Below are 18,847 nucleotides of genomic sequence, written 5' to 3'. Positions count from 1 at the left end.
TCTCTAAGGAGATTCTCGGATGACCACCCAGACAGACCGCCTCGACCGGTCGGTCCTCGAGCTCGCGGCGGTCCTGGTGCTGGGCGCGCTCGCGCCACTGCTCGACAGCACGATCGTCACGGTCGCGATCCACACCCTCGGCGTCGACCTGCACGCCTCGGTCGCCACGGTCCAATGGGTCAGTACGGCGTACCTGCTGGCGCTCGCGACCGCCGTGCCGATCACCGCCTGGTCCGCGAACCGGTACGGCGCCAAGCGGATGTGGATCCTCGCGCTGGCACTGTTCCTGGCCGGCTCGATGCTCTGTGGCGTCGCCTGGAACATCGGCTCGCTGATCGTGTTCCGGGTGATCCAGGGTGCCGGCGGCGGGCTGATGCTGCCGATCCTGCAGACCATCCTGCTGCGTGCCGCCGGCCGCGAGCGGATCGGCTGGCTGATGGCGGTGGTCACGCTGCCCGCGCTGGTCGGCCCCATCCTCGGCCCGGTGATCGGCGGGGTTCTCGTCGGTCACCTCGACTGGCGCTGGATCTTCTACGTCAACGTCCCGATCTGTCTCGTCGCGATCGTGCTCGCCGTACGCACCCTCCCGCCTGACCCCGCACCCACCGGCGCCGCCCTCGACGTCACCGGTCTACTGCTGGTCTCCCCCGCGCTCGCCGGAATCATCTACGGCCTCAGCCGGGTCGGCGAGCACGGTTTCGGGCACGCCGCCGTACTGGTCCCGATCGCGATCGGCGTGATCCTGCTCGCGGCTTTCGTCCTGCGACGCACCGCTGAGCCGCTCATCGACCTCGCGCTGTTCCGCACCAGGTCGTTCGCGGCGTCGACCGCACTGTTGTTCTTCACCGGCTTCGGTCTGTACGGCGCGATGCTGCTGCTGCCGCTGTTCTATCAGCAGGCCCGCGGCGCGACGGTCACCGCGGCCGGTCTGCTGCTCGTACCGCAGGGCATCGGCAGCTTGATCGCGCGCACCGCCGGTGGCCTGGCGGATCGGCACGGGCCGCGACCGGTGGTACTGATCGGCATTGCGCTCACCACGATCGGCACGGTCCCGTTCGCGTTCAGCGACCCGTCGTACTGGCTGCTCGCGATCGCGCTGGTGATCCGCGGCGCCGGTCTGAGTGCGGTCAACCTGGCGGTGATGGTCGGCGCGTTCCGCGATCTGGAGCCGGCGCAGATCCCGCACGCGAGCAGCACCACCCGCATCATGCAGCAGCTCGGCGGCGCCTTCGGAGCGGCGACGCTGGCGGTCGTCCTGCAGAGCCAGCTCACCCGTCACAGCATCCAGCTCGCCTACGCACACAGCTTCGCCTGGGCCATCGGGTTCACCGTGCTTGCCGCCCTCCCCGCGCTGTTCCTGGGGAAGCGGCCCCGTTAGCCCCGCAGCAACCGGTCGACCAGCCCGTCGATGTAGTCCGGGGACAGCGGATCCAAACCGAACAGGACACGGATGTACATCGGGGCCATCACGTGGTCCAGCACGGCCAACGCATCGGGGGCCTGCTCCCCACGTTCGGTGGCGCGGTCAAGCATGGACTGCAGTTGCCGAGCACGTTCAGCGAGAACCTCGTCACGGGCCCGCAGGCCCTGCTCCCCGGTACTCGCCAAGGCGACAGCGAGGCGGAGCAAGGCCAAGCCTTCCGGCCCCGTGATCTCGCGGGCGACCTGGGCCGCGTAGGTGCGAAGGTCGCCGTCGAGGCTCCCGGTGTCGGGCATCGGTGACTGTGCGTCGAGGCGGGTGATCGCCACGTCGGCGAGCAGGGCTTCGAGGCTTCCCCAGCGGCGGTAGATGCTGCTGTCGGCCACCCTCGCCCGAGCGGCGATGTCGCCGACGGTGAAGTTTCCGTAGCCGCGCTCACTGATCAGCTCGGTGACGGCTCGATGTACTTCCGCACCGACGCGGGCGCTGCGTCCGCCGGGTCGCCGGGCGCGCTGTGGCTCGTCCATGCCCCGAGCTTAACGCAGGTGCGACTTGCTTTTGTGGATCGACATCCTTACAGTCGTTAACGCAGTCGCCGACTGCATTAGGATGGAGAGGAACGCCCGTGGCTGATAACAGCCGATCGAACCGTGCCGTGCTGCTCGCAGTGACCTGCCTCGGCCAGTTCATGGTCCTGCTCGACAACACAATCGTCGGAGCGGCACTGCCCGATATGCAGCGCCGGCTGCACACCCAGCTCACCGGCCTGCAATGGATCGTCGACGCGTACGTGCTGCTCGTCGCCATGCTGCTCCTGACCGGCGGTGTCCTGGCCGACCGATTCGGACGAAAGCGGGTGTATCTGACCGGTGTCGTGGTCTTCACCCTCGCGTCGCTGGTGTGCAGTCTCGCCCCGTCGGTCTCCTGGCTGGTCGCCGGCCGGGTACTGCAGGGCATCGGGGCGGCGGCGTTGAGCCCTGCCTCGCTCGCGCTGCTCGCCAGCGCTTATCCAGTGCCACAAGAACGAGTGAAGGCAATCGGTCTGTGGGCAGGCCTCAGCGGAATCGGCCTGGCGGCGGGTCCTGTGGCCGGTGGCGTGCTCGCCCAGGCGTTCGGCTGGTCCGCGATCTTCCTGGTCAACCTGCCGATCGGCGCGATCCTTCTGCTTGTCGGCCTGCGCAGCCTCACCGAGACCCGGAATCCGGATGCTCCGGCGATCGACGTCCCGGGGACCGTGCTGTCCGTGCTCGGGGTCGGGGCGCTGACGTACGGACTCATCGAGGGCGGCGCCCGCGGCTGGACAGCGCCGCTGATCCTCGGCAGTTTTGCCGCCGCCGTTGCTCTGTTCGCGGCCTTCGTCACTGTCGAAGCACGCCGTTCTGCTCCGATGCTGCCGCTGCGGCTGTTCCGCGAGCGACTCTTCGGCGTGTCCAACACGGCCATGGTCGTGGTCGGGTTCGCGCTGATGGGTTCGTCCTTCTTCTTCTCCCAGTTCTTCGTGTACGTCCAGGGCAGTTCGATCCTGCGCGCCGGCCTGCAGACGCTCCCGACCTCTCTCGCCATGGTGATCGCCAGCCCGTACGCCGGCAGACTCGCCGCCAGGTACGGCTTCCGCGTCGTCGTCACCGCCGGTCTCGCCCTGGCCGGTCCGGGTCTGCTGGCACTCGGCATGGTCCACGCCGACACCGGCTACGGCAACGTGTGGTGGCGCCTGGGACTCGTCGGCGTCGGCTTCGCCCTGACCATGTCTCCGCTGACGGGGGCCGCCATCCAGGCAGTCAGCCCGCAGGAAGGCGGTCTGGCATCGGGCATCAGCAGCACGGCCCGCCAGATCGGCGCGGTGCTCGGCGTCGCCGTACTCGGAGCTGTCGTACGCACCCGGCAGTCCGGCGGAGCCTCGTTCGAGGCGGGCCTCAACAGCGCCTTTCTCGCCGCCGGGGCCGTCACGCTGGCCACCGCCATGTTCACCGGTCTGTGCCTCACCAAGTCCAGGACGGTGCAGCCCGTGAAGCACGCCGTCTTGAATTAGTAACACGCTTGGTTTAACTTATCCGCGCAGCTGCACTTCCGGTCCGCCACCTGGGAGGTTCCAGCATGTCCAGACGCCTGCTCGCGCGGGTTCTCCCCACTCTCCTTCTCACCGGCGTGCTCGCCGTACCGACGGCGCACGCCGCAACCATGTATCCGAGCGGGGTCGGCGCCGACCTCGGCCCGACCCCCACCACACTCGGCGTGAAACCGGCCGCCGGCGACGACCCGGCCGGGCTCCGGACGGGCACCGCCCAAGGACGCACGTACTGGCAGACGAACCAGGCGGCCGGCACCGGCTACCTCGAGTTCGACGTCGATCACGACTACGTCGACGAGATCGGCACCGACAACGTCCTGGTGACGGTGACCTATCTCGACAACGGCTCCGGCACACTCGACCTCCAGTACGACGCGAAGGACAACCCGCGGCAGGACGCCACCGGCGTACCGCTCACGAACACGGGCCAGTGGAAGACCGGCGTTTTCGCGCTGACCGGCATCAGCTTCACCAACCGGCTCGGCGACGCCGACCTCAGGGTCTTCGGCGGCAGTGACGACGTCACGATCGCCGGCCTCCGCATCAGTACGGCGGGCGCGTCGGTCCAGCTCGGCGCGACGCCCGTGCAGAACGGGATCAGCCCACGCGCCGGTGACGACGCGTCGCACCTGATCACCGGTGTCCTGGACGGCCGCCCGTACTGGCAGACCGACCGTACGGCGCCGTCGCCGGGGACGAACTTCTTCTATCTGAACGTCGCCGACACCTACCTGTACGACAACCATGGCCTCGTCCTCGTCAGCATCGACTACTTCGACGAGGGCAACGGGCAGTTCGGGCTGCACTACGACTCCCCCGGCGACACGATCCCGGACAAGTTCAAGAACTCCGAGGTCGTCCGGTACGGCGACACCAAGACCTGGAAGACCTACACGTTCGCACTCCCGGACGCGGTGATGACGAACCGGTCGAACGGTGCTGACTTCCGGATCCACAACGGCGACGGCTCCGCGGACCTGAAGGTCGCGGCGGTCCGGGTCGCCAAGGTCGCGGGCACGCTCGACGTCACCGAAGGTCTCGTCGACCTGATCGCACAGGCCACCCGCGCCGAGCAGGCTGCCCGGGAAGGCACCCGGGACGGGCAGTACCCGGCAGGCAGCCGCGCCACCTTGCAGGCCGCGATCGACAAGGCTCAGGCGATCGCGTCCGCCCCGGGCGTCACCGACGTCCAGGTCAAGGAGGCGCTGACCACGCTGCAGGCCGCGCTGGACACGTTCACCGCGTCGGTCATCGACACGAACTTCGCGGCGGACGGTACGGCGTCCGCGAGTGGCGGGACCGGCGCGGCGAACGTGAACGACAACAACCACGACACGTCGTGGACCGGCGGTGCCGACGCGTGGCTGCAGCTCGATCTCGGCAAACCGCGACCGGTGAACGACGTACGGGTCGAATGGGGTGCCGCGTACTCCCCCGACTACACCGTGCAGGTGTCGAACGACGGGACGAAGTTCACCGCCGTCGGCCGGATCGGCTCGCCGGGCGGCAACCAGATCAGCCGGACCCGGTTCGCCACCACCAACGCCCGGTACGTCCGGGTCGCGATGACCGGGGCCGACTCGTTCACCGTCAGGGAGCTCCAACTGAGACTCGCCCCGGTGGTGGTCCCGCAGCCGAAACTGGTGCAGACCGTCAACCCGACCGAGGACGGCGTGATCGCCGACTTCGACGCCACGCGGTACGGCGCTGATCGGACGGGCAAGCGGGACGCGACCAAGGCGATCCAGCAGGCGATCTACGCCTGCCAGGACGCCGGCGGCGGTACGGTCTGGCTGCCGGCGGGTCAGTACAAGGTGACCGACACGATCGAGGTGCACGCGTTCTGCACTCTCCGCGGCGACGGACGAAGCACCGTGATCGTCGCGGAGCTGACCCCCGGTGACGACGGACCGAGCCTGTTCCGGATCGGCGGCAGCGCGGGCGTCGTCGGCGTCACGACGTACTACCCGAACCAGAACGCCGCCGACCCCGTGCCGTACAACTACACGTTCGAGATCCCCGGCGGCGCCTGGATCGGCAACGAGAACTACATGATGTCGACGGTCTCCGACGTCACGATGCTGAACTCGTACCGCGGGATCGGCGTCAGCACGATGCCGAACGACCACGGCAACGCCCCGAGCTCGGGCCAGGTGCACGAGTCGACGACGATCCGCAACGTCAACGGTACGGTGCTGTTCGAAGGCGCCCGCGCCTACAACGGCGCCGACGTCGGCACCTGGGAGAACGTTGCCTTCAGCAACTCGTACTGGTCGTCCGCACCGGCCGTGTTCCACCCGCCGGCCAGGGCGGCCTTGGACGCCTGGACCCGCGCGCACGGCACCGGACTCGTCCTCGGCGACCTCGAGTGGGACCAGTTCTACCGGGTCGCGGTGTCCGACTACGCGGTCGGCATCCACGTCGTCGCCGGGCAGCGCGCGCAGTTCACGGGCAGCTTCCTGCAGCCGGACATCCGCCGTACCGGGACCGGCATCCTGGTCGACGTGATGGACGACCGCTGGGGTCTGACGCTGGCGGGCGGTCACGTGGACGGCGGGATCACGAACAACTCGCACGGGTACGTGAAGCTCACCGGCACGGAGGTCGTCGGCGCGCAGACCGGCACCATCCACCACATGTCCGGCACGGCACCGGCCTACACGCAGAAGCCGTTGCCGAAGCCGGTGCAGAAGCTGTACGTCGTGGACGCGCCGCACGGGGCCGGATACCTGCCGGCCGCGGACGCGACGCGCGACGTACAGAAGGTGCTCGACCGGGCCGGGCGGGACGGCGGCGGGATCGTGTATCTGCCCGCCGGGTGGTACCGGATCGGCACGCACCTGAACGTGCCGGCGAAGGTCGAGTTGCGCGGGGCGTCCGCTGTACCGAACCGCGACGAGGGCGGGCTGAGCGGCGGGACCGTGCTGCAGGCGTTCGAGAAGGACACCGGCACCGCACTCGTCACGCTGGAGAACCGAGCGGGCGTGCGCGGGCTGCGGGTGTTCTACCCGGAGAACAACCCGGCCAACGGCGTGGTGCCCTATCCGTACGCCGTCCGCGGACACGCCGGCGGGAACTACGTGATCAACGCCGGCTTCCCGAACGCGTGGAACGGCATCGACCTCAGCGGCGACGACGTCGTCGTACGGAAGGTCGCGGGCGCGTTCTTCGACCACGCGATCACGATCGGGGCCGGGCGCAACGGCCGGGTCGAGGGCGTGCTGTCGAACGGGAACGCGGTCACCCGGGTCGGTTACCAGCAGCCGTACTGGATGAACGAGGGCAACATCTTCGAGCTCGTCATCGACAAGTACATGCGGAAGACCGCGAAGATCGTCACCGTCGACGGAGCGCGCGGGCTGACGCTGCTCGACGTGTTCGCGTACGGCTTCCACGACGGGCTGGTGGTGAACGACGGCCAGGTCGAGGCGTTCAACCTCGGCACCGACAACCTGGGCGACGACGGTCACACCGTGCAGGTGGTGAAGGGCGACGTCGAGGCGACGAACCTTGCCCGGTACAACGGCGCGACGCTCAGCGGTACGGCGACCTTGCACAACGTGATGGTGATCAACGTGGTGCAACGCAGCGTCGCGGTCCAGGCGAACGGGAACGGCACCGTCGCGATCACCGGCAACGAGTCCGAGCCCGGAACGTACGAAGTCGGCGCGCAGGTCACAGTGACGGCGGCACCCACATCGGATAGCGTTTTCCTGAACTGGACCGTGAACGGGACCGTGGTGGCGACAACGCCGTCGTACACCTTCACCGTCAGCGCGGACCAGATACTGACCGCCAACTTCACGACGAAGTAGGAGCGAGATGGCTGACACACAACAGCAGCAGGTCGCGATCGTCGGCTGCGGCATCATCGGCCGAACGCACGCCAAGGCCGTTGCGGACCGGCCGGACGCGATCGTCACCGCCCTGGTGGACGGTGACGCCGCGGCCCGGGAGGCCCTCCGGGCGCGGCTGGTCGAGCTCGGCCAGCCGGAGCCGAAGGTGTACGACGACCTGCCCGCGGCGCTGAGTGGGTCGGAGGTGTCGCTGGTCGCGATCTGCACCCCGAGCGGGACGCACGCGGCGCTGGCCGAGCAGGCGCTGGACGAGAAGAAGCACGTCGTGATCGAGAAGCCGCTCGACGTGGACCTGGTCCGCGCCCGCCGGCTCGGCGCCGCGGCCGATCGGGCCGGCAACCACGGCGTGGTGTCGTCGGTGATCAGCCAGCACCGGTTCGACGCCGGCAGCGCGGTGGTCAAGCAGGCGATCGACGCCGGCCGGTTCGGGCAGCTGACGTCGTCCGTCGCCACCGTCGCCTGGTGGCGCAGCGACGAGTACTACGCGTCCGCGGGCTGGCGCGGTACCTGGGCGCAGGACGGCGGCGGCGCGCTGATGAACCAGGGCGTGCACACCGTCGACCTGATGCTGTGGTTCATGGGTCGCCCGGTGACGATCCAGGCGCAGGCGCTGCGTGCGGCGCACCACGCGATCGAGGTCGAGGACACGGTCGTCGCGACGCTGACGTTCGAGAACGGCGCGGTCGGCACCCTGCACGCCACCACGGCGGCGTACCCGGGCGGGCGCACGCGCGTCTCGGTCCACGGCACCGCGGGCGGCGCCGAGATCGAGGACGACCGCCTCAGCCGCCTGAACGTCGACGGCACCGAGCCCGACCAGCCGATCGACGTCGGCGATCCCGGTGGCCACACGGCGCAGTACGACGACATCTTCCGGTCGATCGCCGACGGCACCACGCCGGCGATCACCGTCCAGGACGCCATCGACGCCCTGGCGACAGTACGAGCGGTTTACATCGCCTCGACCCTCCAACGCCCGGTCAAGTTCCTGGACGTCCTGGAGGGCCGCTACGACGACGTAGACGTCTCCCGAGGAATCGGGCTTCCGCCCAACTAGCTCACCGCGAACCCGGCGCTGTCAGGCGCCGGGTTCGCGGTTGTTGAGGATGCGTTGGTACAGGTTGCAGTCTTGCCAGTAGCCGTCGATGTGCAGGTACGTCGGCGCCGTGCCGATCTGCTGGAAGCCCGCGCGCGACAACACCCGCTGCGACGCGACGTTCCCCGTCAGCGTGCTGGCTTCGATGCGGTGCAGCTTCAACTCGGCGTCGGCGATCTCGGCGACGGCTTCCACGGCACGGGTGGCCAGGCCCTTGCCGATCGAGTCGGCCGAGACCCAGTAGCCCAGGCTCGCGCTCCGGAAGGGCCCGGGCACCAGATCGCTCAAGGTGATCGCGCCGACGATCCGCCGGCCCGACGCCAGCACCCACGGCACCACCTGGCCGTTCTTGTGCCGCTCGAGCTGGTACTGCAACCGCTCGACCTGCCCCGCGGTCGTGAACCACTTCTCCGTCCGCACGGGCTCCCAGCGCCGCAGATGCTCCCGGCTCAGGGTCTGTGCGTCGGCCAGGGCGGGAGCATCGTCGAGCGTCGGGATCCGGAGCTCGACCTCAGGCGTCAGTAGGCGGGGTTGAATCACTTGGGCAGCCTACGTGCCTGACTCGATCCCGACACCCGAGGGGTGAACGCGTCATGGAAGATCGTCGAGGCCGCCCCGACCGCGGCCGCGTCCTTCTGCAGCATCGACTCCTCGACCGCGACCTCGCGGGTCTCCCGCGCCAGCGGATGCGCGTTCACCGCGCGCCCGATCTCCGCGAGGAAGATCTCCGAGATCTCCTTCCCGAACGCCGGCCCGCCGAGCACCAGCAGATCGATGTCCAGCAGGTCGACGAGCCCGACAGCACCCTGCCCGATCACCCGCGCCACCTGCCGCACCGCCTTGACCGCGGCCTCGTCCCCGGCGGCCGCCGCGTGGCAGACCGCCTTGTACCGCGACGCTTCGTCGGTCGCCGCCGGGTCGGTCTCGACGTACCCGTACTCCGCCGCGATCACCGGCAACGACGCCGTCGGGTTGCACTCGCGGACGAGCCGCGGCCCGTTCTCGCCGTCCCACTCCCCCACCCGTAGCGCCGCGACCTGCCCGAACTCGCCCGCGTTCGACGTACCGCCGCGGTAGATCGCCCCGTTCAGGAACAAGCCGCTGCCGACGCCGGTGCCGAGGTACAGATAGGCGAAGTCCCGCGCCCGCGCCGACCGCCCGATCCAGCGCTCGCCGATCGCCGCCGCCGTACCGTCCTTCTCCACCAGCACCGGATGGTTCAGACGCTCCTGCAGCAACTGCCGGATCTTCAGCCCGCGCCAGGCCGGTTGCAGCGGCAACGCGAGGAACGACCCGTCCGCGTCGATCGGCCCGGGCACCGCGACCCCGACGCCGAGCATCGAGTCCAGGTCCACCTGGCTGATGCTCAACGCCGCGGTGACGGTCGCCGCGGTCAGGTCCACCAGCCTCGCGGCCTCGAGATCCTCCGCCAGGTCGACGGTCTCCCGGCGGACGATCTTCCCGTCCAGGTCGACGACCGCGACGGTCAGCAGCTCGGGGTCGACGTGGATCCCGACCGCGTGCGCCGCGTTCGACCGCAGCCGGACCGGCGTCCGCGGCTTGCCGAGCCGTTCGGCGCGCTCCTGCGCCTCCTCCACCAGCAGGCCCTGCTGGAGCAGGATGCGCAGGATCCGCGACACCGACTGCTGGGTGAGACCGGTCCGGCGGGAGATCTCGGTCCGGCTGATGATGCCGGCCAGCCGGATCGTCTCGATGATCACTGCCTCGTTGAACGAGCCCAGGTCGTACTGGTTCGCGCCCGCGCGCCGCACCAGCCCCTCGAACGATTCACTCATCTCTCCACCTCCCCGTCTCGTCGCCTACTTGGCCGTGATGGTACTGCCGACCTACGGAGCTTCGAGGGCGCCGTCGATCCGCCGTACGCCGGCCGCCCACTCGTCGTGACCGGACAGCTCGGCCGAGTACTGGGCGGCCGCCTCCAGGTCGACGTCGATGCCCCAACCGGGTGCGTCGTTCGGCCGCAGCCAGCCGTCCTCGATCCGCAGCGTCCCGGGGAACACCTCGTACGTCGCGTCGTTGTAGATGTGCCCCTCCTGGATGCCGAAGGCAACCGACGTGACGTCCAGCGCGACGTTCGCGGCGGCGCCGATCGGGGACGTGTCGCCGGGACCGTGCCAGGCCGTCTTCACGCCGCACAGCTCGGCGAGGTCGGCCAGCTTGCGGGCCGGCGTCAGGCCGCCGATGTCCGACACGTGCGACCGGATGAAGTCGACCCCGTGGTCGCGGATCAGCCGTACGGCGTCGTTCATCGACGTGGTCAGTTCGCCGACCGCGAGCGGCACCGGCGAGGCGGCCCGGACCTCGGGCAGCCGGTCCCAGTTCTCCGGCGCGAGGACGTCCTCCAGGAAGAACAGGCCGTACGGCTCGAGCGACCGCGCCAGGATGATCGCTTCCTTCGGCGTCAGCCGCGAGTGCACGTCGTGCAGGAGCTCGACGTTGTCCGGCAGCGCCTGCCGCGCTTCGGCGAACAGCTCCGGCGTGGAGCGCAGGTAGTCGCGCGCGGACCAGCCGTTGCGGTACGGCGCGTCCGGGTAGAGCGTCGGCACCTGCGGAGCGCCGTACCCGCCGCCGCCCGGCGTGGACATCTGCAGCCGGACGTGCCGCCAGCCCTGGCCGACCAGGGACTTCGCGTGCTCGATCGTGTCCTCGATCGTCTTGCCGCTGGCGTGGATGTACGTGTCCGCGGCCGCCCGCACCTTGCCGCCGAGCAGCTCGTACACCGGCATCCCGGCGCGCTTGCCGGCGATGTCCCAGAGCGCCTGGTCGATCCCGGAGATCGCGTTGTTGGTGACGGGTCCGCCGCGCCAGTACCCGGAGTACGACGCGAGCCGGGTCAGGTCGCCGATGTCGCCCGGGTAGCGACCGACGAGCAGCCGGGCGAGGTGCTCGTCGACGAACGTCCGCACCGCCTTCCAGCGCTGCGTGAACGTCGCGCACCCGAGCCCGTACAGGCCCGGCTCGGTGGTTTCGATCTTCACGACCACCAGCGGGATGCCTTGCGGCGCCGTGACGATCGCCTTCACCTCGCGGATCCGCAGGTCGTCGCGGACCGGCCACGGCTGGTCGAAGTTCGTCGGACTGTGCTGAGCCATTCAAAGCTCCAGGGGAAGGGTTGGTAGGTCCAGTTCGTGCCGGGCCTGGAAGCCCAGCATCGTGCGTACTGCGGTCAGGTCCATCGGCACCTCACGCCCGACGAACCGCCGCAGCCGCGGCACCTCGGGTGCGTACGCGTCCAGCAGGTCCTCGGTCGCGTACGGCGCCGTACTGGTGCCGGCGGCAACGAAGAACGTGTGCGCCCCGGACAGCGGCGCGGTCAGCCCGAGCTCGACGGCGTACGCCGCGTCGCGGGTGTCCAGGTACGTCCACGCCTCGCGCAGCCCGCCGGCCGGGTCCTCCTTGACGTGCGCGGCCATCCGCTCCAGGGCGTCGGCCGAGTTCACGTGCGGGAACCGGAACGCGACCACGTCGACACCCCATCGGCGCCACGCCATCCGTGCGGTGTTCTCGTCGTTCTGCTTGGACAGCGAGTACCAGTCGCCGACGTCGCTCGGCGCCTTCTCGTCCCACGGGAAGTACGCCGGCCGGATCTCGTGCGGGTTGAACGGTACGCCGGTGGCGTTGATGCTGCTCGCGATCACCGCCCGGCCGACGCCCAGCGCACCGGCCTGCGCCAGCACGTTGAACGTCGACACCACGTTGATCGTGTAGACGTCGTACGGCGTGCCGGCCGACGGATGCGCGAGCGCCGCCAGGTGGACGACGTACTCCACGCCCTCCAGGGCCCGCGCCACGTCCGCCTCGGACCGGGTGTCGCCGATCAGCACCCGGTCCGCCTTCAGGTCCGGGTGCGGCACGTTCGACAGCGCGGTCACCTTCGCACCCAGCTCGTTGAGGTGCTCGACCGTGACCAGGCCGATCCGCCCGGCAGCCCCCGTGACCAGCACCCGCCGGCCGTTCAGTGGAGTAGTGAGGGAAGAGGTGCTGAGTGAAGTGTGTAGGTCAGGCTGCAGACGATCCACAGGTCCCCCGTTCCGAGATCAGAAACTGTCGGTTCTGACTGATTGGATCCGTGGCATGTCCAGGTTCCGGATGTATCCCAACAGCGTGCAGCACGCTGGGTTGTCCGAGCAGTGCAGGCACGCGCGCTACGTGTGGAACCTGGCGCTCGAGCAGTGGTCTTTGTGGAGACGCGGTCGACGGCCGGCCCCGAACTTCACCCAGCAGTGTCGGCAGTTGACCGAAGCCCGAGCAGCGTGCCAGTGGCTTCGTGCGGGGTCGCAGACCGTCCAGCAACAAGCACTGCGCGACTTCGATCACGCCGTCAGGAACTTCTACGCCGGGACCCGTGGTCGGTCGACGTGGCGCAAAGCCGGGCAGCGCGAAGGATTCCGGGTCGTGGGAGCTCAGGCGACGCGGGTGCTCAAGCTGAGCGGGAGATGGGCGCAGGTGCTGGTACCGAAAGTCGGCTGGGTTCGATTCCGGCTGTCCCGCCCGGTCCCCGCGACTAAGTCGTACCGCATCACCTGCGACCAGCTTGGGCGCTGGCATATCGCGTTCGCCGTGATCCCGCCGCCGATCGCTGCACCTGGTGGTGGTGCAGTCGTAGGCGTGGACCGTGGGGTGACTGTTTCGGCAGCTCTCTCCACTGGGGAACTGCTGTCGTGCCCTCAACTGTCGGAGGCTGAGGAAGCCCGGCTCAGGTGCCTGCAACGCCGCCTCGCCCGCTCCCGCCCCAACTCCAATCGGCGCCGCAGGGTCAAGACCGCGGTCGCCAAATTGCTCGCTCGAGCACGGGACCGGCGCAAGGACTGGGTGGAGAAGACCAGCACCGATCTCGCGCGTCGATTCGACATCATCCGCGTTGAAGACCTTCGCATGGTCCAGATGACCAGACGACCCAAACCTGAACCCAATCCCGAACAGGCAGGTAAATACCTCCCGAACAGACGCCGAGCGAAGGCGGGGCTGAACCGGGCGATCCTGGCGAACAGTTGGGGGGCCCTGGTGCGTCGTCTCGAGGACAAGGCTGCGGGACGAGTCGAGAAGGTGCAGCCGGCGTACACCTCCCAGACCTGCAGCTGCTGCAGGCACCGCGCACCGGAGAATCGCGAGAGCCAAGCGGTCTTCCGGTGCGTGGCCTGCGGGCACCAGGCGAACGCGGATGTGAATGCGGCAATCAACATCGCGGCCGGACGGGCCGTCAGAGCACGCCGAGAGACGCCGGCACGGGTCCCGCTGAAGCGTGAACCTCAACTCGCTACCTCTCCGTAGTAGTAGTTGGAATCCCTGTCTGAGAGACGGGGAGGACGTCAATCTTTGATGCCTCCGGACATTCCGACGCCGCGCAGGAACTGCTTCTGGAACAACAAGAACAGCACCACAGGTATCAGAACCGCGAGGAACAGTGCGCTCATCTGCAGCGAGATCTCTGTGGTCTTCTGCACACGCGGCAGCGCGACCGAGATCGGCTGCAGGCGCGGATCCGGCAGCACCAGCAGTGGCCAGAGGTAATCCTTCCACGACCCGATCACGGTCAGCAGCGCGACCACCCCGACGATCGGCTTCGACAGCGGCAGGATCAGCGACGTGAACAGCCGCAGGTTGCTCGCCCCGTCGATCCGGGCCGCCTCGATCAGCTCGCGCGGGATCGAGTCGAAGTACCGCTTCATCACCAGGATGTTGAAGGCGCCAGCAGCCTGCGGCAGCCAGACCGCCCAGAACGTGTTCTGCAGGCTGATGTGCAGCAGAGGCATGTCCAGCACGGTCAGGTACAGCGGTACCAGCGAGATCACACCGGGCAGGAACAGCGTCGCGAGCACGGCGCCGGTGACGACCGGGCCCCACTTCGGGCGCAGGATGCTCAGCACGAACGCGCCCGTCGTACAGACGAACAGCGTCGAGATCATCGAGCCGATCGCGATGAACGCCGTGTTGCCGAGGTACGCGCCGATCTGCACCCGGTTCCAGGCGTCCGGGATGTTCTTCAGCTGGATGCCCGACGGCCACAGCTGCATCGGCCCGCTGAGGATGTCCTGGCTGGTCGAGACGCCGGACTTCAGCAGCCAGAGCAGCGGACCGACCCCGGCGACCAGCACAGCGACGAAGAGGACCACCTGGACGGCAGGCAGTCCGAACCGGACCGCGGTGCGCTGACGGTCGGCGGTCGAGATGATTCCGCGTTCGTAGCTCATCAGTTGCTCCAGCGGCGGGTGGCGAAGTGGTAGACGACCGACAGCAGGCACAGCACGCCGGCGAGCAGGACGCTCAGCGCGGTCGCGGCACCGAAGTCGCCGTTGATGAACGCGTACCGGTAGATCAGCAGCAGGATCGACAGCGTGGCGTCGTTCGGGCCGCCGCCGGTGAACAGGAACGGCTCGGTGAACACCTGGAACGTGCCGATCAGCTGCAGCAGCATCATGATCAGGATGATGCCGCGGATCTGCGGCAGCGTGACGTGCCAGACCCGGCTCCAGATCCCGGACCCGTCGAGCTCGGCCGCCTCGTACAACTCCGTGCGTACGCCGGTCAGCGCCGCGAGGTAGATGATCGAGGTGGCGCCCGCCCCGGCCCACGTCGCCTCGAGGACGATCGCGGGCATCGCCAGGCTCTGCGAGTTCAGCCAGGCGTACGGGCCGAGGCCGAACCAGCCGAGGACCGCGTTGAACACACCCGATCCGCTCGGGTCGTAGAAGAACTTCCACAACAGGATCGCGGCCACCGGCGGCACTACGGCCGGCAGGTACGAGAGCACGTTGTACAGCCAGCCTGTCTTGCGCAGTTCGCTGACGAACACGGCCAGGAACAACGGCACCGGGAAACCGAAGACCAGTGCCAGGAACGCGAAGTACAGCGTGTTCAGGGCCGCTTGCGGGAGTTGCGGGTCGGTCAGCACGTAGCTGAAGTTCGCCCAGCCGACCCACTCGGCGGGTGCGACCAGGTTGGTCTTCTGGAAACTCAGGACCAGGCCGCGGACGATCGGGCCCCAGGAGAAGTACAGGAAGGTCAGGAGCAGGGGCAGGGCGAAGAGGATCGCGCTCAGCCCGCCGGAGCGGTACCAGGTCACGAGGGACCTGGCACTGCTCCGGTTCTGTTTGGGTGTGCGTAGCTGGAACATGCGGCTACCGGGCCAGACGCGCGTCGACCTTCGAGGCGGCGTCGCTGACCAGCTTGTCGACGTCCGCGTCCTTCTTGGTCAGCACCTGCTGGACCAACGGGTCGAGCAGCGAGTAGACCTCCTGGCCCTTGTTCGGCGGCTCGGGCAGCAGCTTCAGGCTCGTCGTCGAGTCGATGTAGCCCTGGAACTGTTTCACCGGGACGTTCACGTACGGCTGGATCCACTTCTGGTACTGGTCGTAGGTCTGCTGGCTCAGCGGGCTGATCCCAGGCCGGCCGACGAAGCCCTTGTCCGCGATCGCGGTCTTCGCGTCCGCCACTGCGGCGGCCTCGCCGGTGTACTTGTCGAACTGGTCGAACCGGATCCACTTCAGCGCCGCGACGATCTCGTTCTTGGTCGCCTTCGGGCTGATCATCTTCAGCGTGCCGCCGGTCAGCGTGCCGTGCGGCCCGCCGTCCTGCGGCAGCGCGCCCTCGCCGAAGTCGGCGGGCTTCATGCCGAAGTTCTTCACGCTCATGTCGTAGGCGTCCGGCGCCTGCATGACCATGCCGATCTTGCCGGCCGCGAAGTCCTGCCGGATCTCTTCCTGGTTGTAGAGGAACTTGCTGCCCATCGAGTTGTCGGTCCAGCGCATGTCCTTGAGCAGTTGCAGGGCCTTCTTGGTCGGCGCGTCGTTGAACGTGCTCTTCTTGCCGTCCGCGCTCTCGACGCTGCCGCCCATGCTGTAGGTCATCGTGGTGAGCATCCAGCCACCGGTGTTGTTGGTGGTGAGCTGCGCGTATCCGGCCTTGCCGGTCTTCTCGGCGATCTGTTTGGCGTCCGCGCGAACCTCGTCCCAGGTCGTCGGCGGCTTGTCCGGGTCCAGGCCGGCCTGCTTGAACAGGTTCCGGTTGTAGGCCAGGCCGACCGAGAACACGTCGACCGGCACACCGTAGATCCGGCCCTTGTCGTCCTGGACGATCTTCAGCACGTTCGGGTTCAGGTCCTTGGTCATGTCGACCAGCTTCAGCTCGTCGGTGATGTCCGGCAGCTGCTTGTTCGGGATCATGTTGGCCGGCTCGGTGAAGCTGATGCTCATCACGGTCGGCAGCGTGCCGCCGGCGACCTGCGCCTGGAAGGTCTGCGCCTGCCAGTTGGTCTCGGTCGACTTCACCGTGATGTTCGGGTACTTCGCCATGAAGTCCTTGACCTTCTGGTTGAAGGCCTTCAGGTCGTTCGGCTTGTCCGGGGTGGGCCGGTCCCCGATCGTGATCGTGACCGGTGCCTTCTCGTCGATGTCACCGCCACCGCCACCGCCACCGCCGGCCGCGCCGGGCGTCGTGCCCTTCGCACAACCCGCCGCCAGCAACAGCCCAGCCACTCCGAGGGCAGTACCGAACCGGCCCCACCTGCTCGCAAACGTCATCGGAACTCCTCAGGTTTCCGGATGCCGCCGGTGTGCTCTGAGCCACACACCGGCCAGGTCCCGAGTAAGTTAAACCAAGCGTGTTACTAACTCAACCCTTCGATCACCCCAGCTGCGGTAACGCTTTCGCAACGTCCGAAAAGCGGTGGAGGCGACGGGCCGGCAGGCGCCAGGATGGCGCCATGCACCTGCGACCGGCGACCGCTGCCGACTTCCCGTTCCTACTGGAGATGTTGCTCGAGGCCTGCAACTGGGACGGGACTCCCTGGTACGACGAGGCGAAGGTCCGGGCGGACCCGCACGCGTGGAGGTACCTCGCGGGATGGCCGGCCGACGGTGACTTCGGGGTGGTCGCGGAGCTCGACGGCTCCCCCGCCGGCGCGACCTGGGCGCGGTTGCTCACCGCGGACGAGCCCGGCTACGGGTACGTCGCGGACGACGTACCCGAGCTGACCCTCGGCGTGGCGCCCGGGTTCCGGCGGCGCGGGGTGGCTCGGGCCGTGCTGACCGAGGTGATCGCGCAGGCTCGCGCCGCGTCGTACCGGCGGTTGTCGCTCAGCGTCGACCCGGACAACCCCGCGCGGACCCTCTACGCGTCACTCGGCTTCCACAAGGTCGGCGTCGTCGGGACGTCCGACACGATGGTGCTGGATCTCTAGCCGAAACCGCGGACGCGGAACTGCATGACGCGGTACGGCCAGCCGGCGTCGGTGTTCCACTGGCTGACCGACAGGTGCAGGTCCGACAGCGTCGAGCCAGGGATCACGTACCCGCCGTACAACTGGGCGACATGGTTGTCGTCCTCCGAGCCCCAGGCGCCGCCGTAGATCAGGGTCTGGCGGTACGCCGTGTAGAGGTTCGAGGTCGGCGTGTCCATGATCATCCCGTCGATCCGGTAGTCGCCGGCGTCGAACCAGGTCAGCACCCACTTCCCGCCGAGCGGCCGGAGGCTCATCTCGCCGAAGCTGCCGTTCAGGATCGGGGTCGCCGGGTTGCCCCAGGCCCAGGCGCCGTCGCGGTAGCCCCACGGCTCGTAGGCACCCGGGTTCGCGATCTGCTCCTGGCGGACGCGCTTCAGGATGATCGGCTTGTTGCGCTGGAAGCCGGTCGAGTAGACGTACACGTACCCGTCGTTCCCGAGGCCCCAGGTGAGCAGCTGGAACATCCCGCCGTCGATGTTCGGATCGAACTTCGCGCCGGTGTGGTACCAGCTGGCGCCGGAGTCGTCGGAGCGCCAGATCTCCGTCCAGACGACGTTCCCGAGGCCCTTGTTCACCATCGCGTGCAGGTACATCGACCCGCCGATCGTGATCACGTCGGACGGCAGCACGGTGGAGAACGTCGGGTTGTCGTGCGGGTAGTCCCAGAGCTGCTGCGCCGCGTCACCGCCGACCGCTCCGGACCACTTCACGCCGGTGCTCAGGTCGGAGGTGGTGGACCACAGCGCGACCGGCGAACGCCACCAGCCACCGCCGACGTAGGCGTCCTCGAAGGTGTCGCCGAACATGAACAGCAACCGCCCGTCCGGCGTCCGCGCCGGAATCCCGAGGTCGGTCGCGGCCATCCGGAACCGGTCGGTCAACCCCGGTCCGGTCAGATCGGCCACCTTGTTGGTGACCACTGCCTGGGTACTGCCGAAGGCCCTTCCGGGTACAGCGGCCAGCACCCCGGCACCGACCGCGGCCTTGAGGAACGTGGATCTCTTCATCTGATGACTCCCGGCATCACTAGGGGCGGACAATGATGGGAAATCGATTTCTGATTCACCATCCCGCACCTTCACCGGGAAGTCAACGACGACCGGTCCTGTCGACGTGTCGCAGGTCACTCCCGGCGGGCGGTCACGTGCGGGACCGCGGCGGCATC

15 protein-coding genes are annotated in these 18,847 nt (G+C 68.5%); 6 read left to right on the top strand and 9 right to left on the bottom strand.

Annotated elements, in window-relative coordinates:
* Positions 1–19: 19 nt before the first annotated feature.
* Entirely contained in the window at positions 20–1,378 is a 1,359-nt protein-coding gene (locus tag AB0M51_RS23160) for an MDR family MFS transporter (protein WP_363750325.1), read from the top strand.
* Here the strand turns inward: AB0M51_RS23160 and AB0M51_RS23155 are convergent.
* Positions 1,375–1,947, bottom strand: coding sequence for a TetR/AcrR family transcriptional regulator (locus AB0M51_RS23155; protein ID WP_344195547.1), 573 nt, complete (start codon positions 1,945–1,947; stop codon positions 1,375–1,377). The two genes, AB0M51_RS23160 and AB0M51_RS23155, sit on opposite strands and share 4 nt — an antisense overlap.
* A gap of 98 nt (positions 1,948–2,045) precedes the next feature.
* Here AB0M51_RS23155 and AB0M51_RS23150 point away from each other — a divergent pair, with 98 nt between their 5' ends.
* The 3 genes from AB0M51_RS23150 (at position 2,046) to AB0M51_RS23140 (ending at position 8,402) form a co-directional block, all read left to right on the top strand.
* Positions 2,046–3,449: an MFS transporter gene (locus AB0M51_RS23150; RefSeq protein ID WP_344195549.1), complete on the top strand. Its 1,404-nt coding sequence runs from the start codon at positions 2,046–2,048 to the stop codon at positions 3,447–3,449.
* A gap of 65 nt (positions 3,450–3,514) precedes the next feature.
* The gene (locus tag AB0M51_RS23145) at positions 3,515–7,303 is read left to right on the top strand and encodes a discoidin domain-containing protein (RefSeq protein WP_344195551.1); all 3,789 of its coding nucleotides are present in this window, start codon (positions 3,515–3,517) and stop codon (positions 7,301–7,303) included.
* Between the two features lie 7 nt (positions 7,304–7,310).
* Positions 7,311–8,402, top strand: coding sequence for a Gfo/Idh/MocA family oxidoreductase (locus tag AB0M51_RS23140; protein WP_344195553.1), 1,092 nt, complete (start codon positions 7,311–7,313; stop codon positions 8,400–8,402).
* A gap of 21 nt (positions 8,403–8,423) precedes the next feature.
* On the opposite strand, the gene AB0M51_RS23135 is transcribed toward AB0M51_RS23140, so the two are convergent.
* The 4 genes from AB0M51_RS23135 to AB0M51_RS23120 are packed head-to-tail and all read right to left on the bottom strand — an operon-like array spanning position 8,424 to position 12,406.
* Positions 8,424–8,981 (bottom strand): GNAT family protein, encoded by a 558-nt coding sequence (locus AB0M51_RS23135; protein ID WP_344195555.1) that lies wholly within the window; start codon positions 8,979–8,981, stop codon positions 8,424–8,426.
* Positions 8,978–10,237, bottom strand: a complete 1,260-nt coding sequence (locus AB0M51_RS23130) for an ROK family transcriptional regulator (protein ID WP_344195557.1) — start codon at positions 10,235–10,237, stop codon at positions 8,978–8,980. The genes AB0M51_RS23135 and AB0M51_RS23130 overlap by 4 nt, the downstream gene beginning before the upstream one ends.
* A 51-nt stretch (positions 10,238–10,288) precedes the next feature.
* Complete coding sequence (locus AB0M51_RS23125; protein ID WP_363750321.1) at positions 10,289–11,554, bottom strand: enolase C-terminal domain-like protein; 1,266 nt, start codon at positions 11,552–11,554, stop codon at positions 10,289–10,291.
* Complete coding sequence (locus tag AB0M51_RS23120; RefSeq protein ID WP_363750319.1) at positions 11,555–12,406, bottom strand: NAD(P)-dependent oxidoreductase; 852 nt, start codon at positions 12,404–12,406, stop codon at positions 11,555–11,557.
* A 130-nt stretch (positions 12,407–12,536) separates the two neighbouring features.
* Between AB0M51_RS23120 and AB0M51_RS23115 the strand changes: the two genes are divergently transcribed.
* On the top strand, positions 12,537–13,733 hold the full coding sequence (locus tag AB0M51_RS23115) for a transposase (protein WP_363750317.1): 1,197 nt from the start codon (positions 12,537–12,539) through the stop codon (positions 13,731–13,733).
* Between the two features lie 38 nt (positions 13,734–13,771).
* On the opposite strand, the gene AB0M51_RS23110 is transcribed toward AB0M51_RS23115, so the two are convergent.
* From AB0M51_RS23110 to AB0M51_RS23100, 3 genes are read right to left on the bottom strand one after another with little or no spacing between them, the layout of a single operon-like run.
* A complete protein-coding gene (locus tag AB0M51_RS23110) occupies positions 13,772–14,653 on the bottom strand; it encodes a carbohydrate ABC transporter permease (RefSeq protein WP_363750315.1) in 882 nt (293 codons plus the stop codon).
* Complete coding sequence (locus AB0M51_RS23105) at positions 14,653–15,525, bottom strand: sugar ABC transporter permease (protein ID WP_344195565.1); 873 nt, start codon at positions 15,523–15,525, stop codon at positions 14,653–14,655. The genes AB0M51_RS23110 and AB0M51_RS23105 overlap by 1 nt, the downstream gene beginning before the upstream one ends.
* A 55-nt stretch (positions 15,526–15,580) precedes the next feature.
* The gene (locus tag AB0M51_RS23100; protein ID WP_344195567.1) at positions 15,581–16,981 is read right to left on the bottom strand and encodes an extracellular solute-binding protein; all 1,401 of its coding nucleotides are present in this window, start codon (positions 16,979–16,981) and stop codon (positions 15,581–15,583) included.
* Positions 16,982–17,163: 182 nt separating this feature from the next.
* Between AB0M51_RS23100 and AB0M51_RS23095 the strand changes: the two genes are divergently transcribed.
* Entirely contained in the window at positions 17,164–17,640 is a 477-nt protein-coding gene (locus AB0M51_RS23095) for a GNAT family N-acetyltransferase (protein ID WP_344195569.1), read from the top strand.
* Here the strand turns inward: AB0M51_RS23095 and AB0M51_RS23090 are convergent.
* On the bottom strand, positions 17,637–18,689 hold the full coding sequence (locus AB0M51_RS23090; RefSeq protein ID WP_344195571.1) for a DUF4185 domain-containing protein: 1,053 nt from the start codon (positions 18,687–18,689) through the stop codon (positions 17,637–17,639). The two genes, AB0M51_RS23095 and AB0M51_RS23090, sit on opposite strands and share 4 nt — an antisense overlap.
* Positions 18,690–18,847 lie beyond the last annotated feature (158 nt).

Origin of the sequence: Kribbella sp. NPDC051137, assembly GCF_040682535.1 — a bacterium.
Lineage (GTDB): Bacteria > Actinomycetota > Actinomycetes > Propionibacteriales > Kribbellaceae > Kribbella > Kribbella karoonensis.
The sequence above is the reverse complement of the archived record's forward strand: the minus strand, read 5'-3'. Positions and strand labels throughout refer to the sequence as shown.